This window comes from Alienimonas sp. DA493, assembly GCF_043951915.1.
GTDB lineage: Bacteria > Planctomycetota > Planctomycetia > Planctomycetales > Planctomycetaceae > Alienimonas.
Genome location: NZ_JBINJD010000260.1, coordinates 1 through 3,838 on the forward strand (window position 1 = coordinate 1; position 3,838 = coordinate 3,838).

Annotated in this window: 2 protein-coding genes; both read left to right on the forward strand. The window is 71.6% G+C overall.

Annotated elements, in window-relative coordinates:
• Window positions 1-1,776 (forward strand): right-handed parallel beta-helix repeat-containing protein (locus ACG2DA_RS21945; RefSeq protein WP_395258714.1); only part of this gene is annotated, 1,776 nt, incomplete at its 5' end.
• Between the two features lie 253 nt (window positions 1,777-2,029).
• The gene (locus tag ACG2DA_RS21950) at window positions 2,030-3,811 is read left to right on the forward strand and encodes a hypothetical protein (RefSeq protein WP_395258716.1); all 1,782 of its coding nucleotides are present in this window, start codon (window positions 2,030-2,032) and stop codon (window positions 3,809-3,811) included.
• The last annotated feature ends 27 nt before the right edge of the window (window positions 3,812-3,838 follow it).

Below are 3,838 nucleotides of genomic sequence, written 5' to 3' on the forward strand. Positions count from 1 at the left end.
GTCGACGGGGACGGCTTCATCCGTCTGGCGGAGGTGCAGACCGCCACGACCGCCCGGGTGGCGACGCTGATCGACGAATACAACGCCGACCTGCCGGAGGCCGAGCGCATCCGGCAGTCGCCGACGTTCCACGGGCCGGAGGCGACCCGATCCCTGCCGCTGGCCGTGCCGGCGACCGACACGGAGGCCCTCGTCGCCCGCCTCGCCCTGCGGGTCGGTCAGCAGGGCTACACCGAAGACCTGCACGCCCGGCTGGCCGAGGAACTGACCGCGGGCACGGCGCCGGCGGACCTGCGGCGGGAGGCGGAACGCTTCGCGGATCGCGGCGGGCGGTTCTTTGCCTCGATCGCGGCAGTCGAACTCGGCGACGCGGGCAACTCCGGGTCAATGACCCCCGCCCCGTTGGTCGTCGCGGCGGACGGGTCCGGCGACCACCACACGATTCGAGCCGCCCTCGCCGCGGCCCCCGACGGCGGTCGCGTGACCGTGAGGCCCGGCCTGTACCGGGAGAACGGGCTGACGATCGACCGCGCCGTCACGCTGGAGGGCGTCGGCCCGCGGGAACAGGTCGTCATCGAAGCGAGCGACTCCGACGCCCTGCACCTCAAGGCGCCCGTCGCGACGGTGAAGGGGCTGACGCTGCGGTGCACGGCGGCGCCGGACGCGAAGATGACCGGTCTGTGGGTCAGCGCCGGCGCGCCGTTGGTGGAGGACTGCGTGGCGACGTCGAGTTCGATCGCCAGCATTTACGTCGCCGGCGACGGCACGGCGCCCACGCTGCGGAACTGCCGGGCGGAGAACGGGGTCTCGTACGGCCTGTACGTCCTCGAGAAAGCCGCCGGCACCTATGAGAATTGCCTGTTCGTGGGCCACGCCGACGACGGCGTCACCGTGAAAGGCGCTGGCACGAACCCCACATTGCGGGCGTGCCGGGTGGAAAACGGATCGGCGAACGGCTTCGTCGTTTACGATCAGGCGGGCGGCCTGTTCGAGAACTGCACGTCCACGGGCAACGCTGGCGACGGCGTCGAGGTATTTGGGGCGGGCACGGCGCCGACGTTCCGCGGGTGTCGGGTCGAGGACGCGGCGCAGGACGGCTTCCTTGTCCACCACGGCGCCGGCGGCACGTTCGAACGCTGCGTGGCCCTCCGCGCCAAGGAGCGAGGCGCGTACGTCCTGAAGGACGGGACGGCGCCGACGTTCCTCCAGTTCCGGGCGGAGAACTGCACGCGGGGCGGCCTGCTGGTCCACCTCTCCGCGGCCGGGACCTACGAAGACTGCATCTTCATCGACAACGGCATCGCCGGCATCAGCGCGGTCGAGGGCGCCAACCCGACGGTGAAACGATGCCGCGTCGAAGGCAGCGACATCGGGCTGTTCGTCGTCGGCGCCCGCGGCACGTACGAAGACGCCGTCTTCTCCGACGCGAAGACCCACGGCATGCACATCGGCCGCGCCGGGGCGAACCCGACGGTCCGCCGGTGCCGGGTCGAGAACGCCAAGGGCCACGGGCTGCTGGTGAATGAAGGCGGGTCCGGCGTGTTCGAGGACTGCACCCTGACCGGCAGCGGGCAGGCCGGGATCACCGTCGCGGCCGCCGGGACGTCCGCTACGATCCGCGGCGGGGCGTCGATCGGCAACGCGTGGCAGGGCGTGCGGGTCCAGGAGCAAGCCCGTGCGACCGTCTCCGGCGTCGACCTGCGGAACAACCGCCGCGGCGCGTGGCAGATCGGAGCCGACGCCGGGCCGGTGTCGCGCTCCGACAATCGGGAATAGCCGGACGGATTTTTCAAGACGGCGGGAAGCGGCCCGCGAACAGCGGCGTATTGCTCGCATGTCGCCCTTCGCCCGCCCCGCCGCCCCCGTTCAGTCCGGTCCGCGGATCGGGCGAGGAATAACAGTTGCGGGGGGGAGCGAGGGGGTTTGTCATGAGGCTCGCCCCGCGTCTTCCCCCGGCCGTTTCCCGGCCCGTCGGGGTTCCGCCCGTCGTTCCCCCGCCGCAACCGCCCCCCTCCCAGCCGTCGCCGTGATGAACGCTCGCTTGTTGTCCGCCGCGGTCGCCGCGGCCGTCGTCTTATCGGCTCCGCCCGCCGGGGGCGCGGCGGAGCCGACCCCGGACTCCGCGGCCCTCGCCTCCGCGGCCCGCACCGTTTTAAGAACGCATTGCGCCCGCTGTCACAGCGGCGAAGGCTCCCCCGGGGGGAATTTCGACGTGCTGAGCGTCGCCTCTTTAAAAGAGTCCGGGCACCTGGACGCCGACGCCCCCGCGGACAGCTTCGTGCTGGCCGCGATCGAGACCGAATATATGCCGCCCACCGACATCCGCGAGCGGGCGCCCGTGCCGAGCGAGGACCGGGCGGCGCTGCGGGCCTGGCTGGAGGCCGGCGCCGCGGACTTTCCCTCCGACGCCGACCGCGAGCACGTCATGCTCTCCGCGGTCCTCGCCGCCGTGCGGGACGACCTGCGGGAGACGGACCGCGAGGACCGGCCGTCGCGGCGGTACTTCACCCTGCACACGCTGTTCAATAACCCCAACGTGCTCGCCTCGGACCTGCCGGCCTATCGGGCGGCGCTGTCCAAGGCCCTCAACAGCATGTCCTGGGAGCCGACGATCGTTCCGCCCCGCGAGGTGCGGCCCGGGGGCGAACTGGGCGAGCGGCTGCCCGAGGGCGTGCTGTACCGCGTCGACCTGCGGGATTACGGCTGGGACGGCGAAGACTGGCAGACCGTGTTGAAGGCCTACCCCTACGGCCTGAGCTACGGGAACCTCGGCGGGGACGAGGGGGAAATGCTGGGCCGGCTGGGCGAGGACCTGGAGGACCTGTCCGGCACCACGCTGCCGATCGTGCGGGCCGACTGGTTCGTCGCCGCCGCCACCCGCCCGCCGCTGTATAACGCGCTGCTCGACCTGCCGGAGACCGAGCACGCGCTGGAAGAGCTGCTCGACGTGGACGTGAAGCGGCATTTCGCGGACCCGCGGCCGCGGTCGATCGCCCGGGCCGGCTTCTCCCGCAGCGGCGTGAGCGCCCAGAACCGGCTGGTCGAACGCCACGCCTCCCCCTACGGGGCCTACTGGAAAAGCTACGACTTCGGCCCGGACAACGGCCGCGGGAAGCTCACCCGGTTCCCGCTCGGCCCGGCGGGAGCGTTCGAGAACCACGACCGCCTCGCCTTCGACCACGACGGCGGGGAGGCGATCTTCAGCCTGCCCAACGGCCTGCACGGCTACTTCCTGTCCGACGGCGCCGGCGATCAGCTGCACGCCGGGCCGATCGAGGTCGTCGGCGACGCGCTGAAAACGTCCGGCACCCCGGCGATCGTCAACGGGGTCTCCTGCTTCGCCTGTCATAAAAACGGGATGATCGACCTGACGGACACCCTGCGGACCGGCAACGGAGTGTTCGGCGACGCCGAGGACCTCATCCGCCAACTCCACCCGCCCAAGGAGGAGATGGACCGCTTGATCGAGGGGGACCGGGCCGCCTACCTGCGGGCGCTCCGCCAGGCCGTCGCGGAGTTCGACGACAGCGATCCGACCGCCGAGGGCTACGTCGACCCGATCGGCCACGTCGCCCGTCAGCATCGGCTGGTGTTCTTGAACGGGGAGGCGATCGCCGCCGAATTGAACCTGGACGGGTTCGAGGCGCTCCGCGAGCGCATCAGCCACCGCGATTTTAAAGAACTCGGCCTGGAACCGCTGCTCGACGGCGGCACGATCGGCCGGCCGGAGTGGGAGGCGACCTACCGCGGCGTCTCCCTGATGCAGGAGCTCGCCCGCCGGCTGCGGTACACGCCGGTCACCCCGCTGTAGGGCCGTCGCCCGACCGAGCGTCCCGGA

Excerpts from the sequence above, each read along its gene's own strand:
- ACG2DA_RS21950 (WP_395258716.1), top strand. The coding sequence starts at position 2,030 with ATGAACGCTCGCTTGTTGTCCGCCGCGGTCGCCGCGGCCGTCGTCTTA.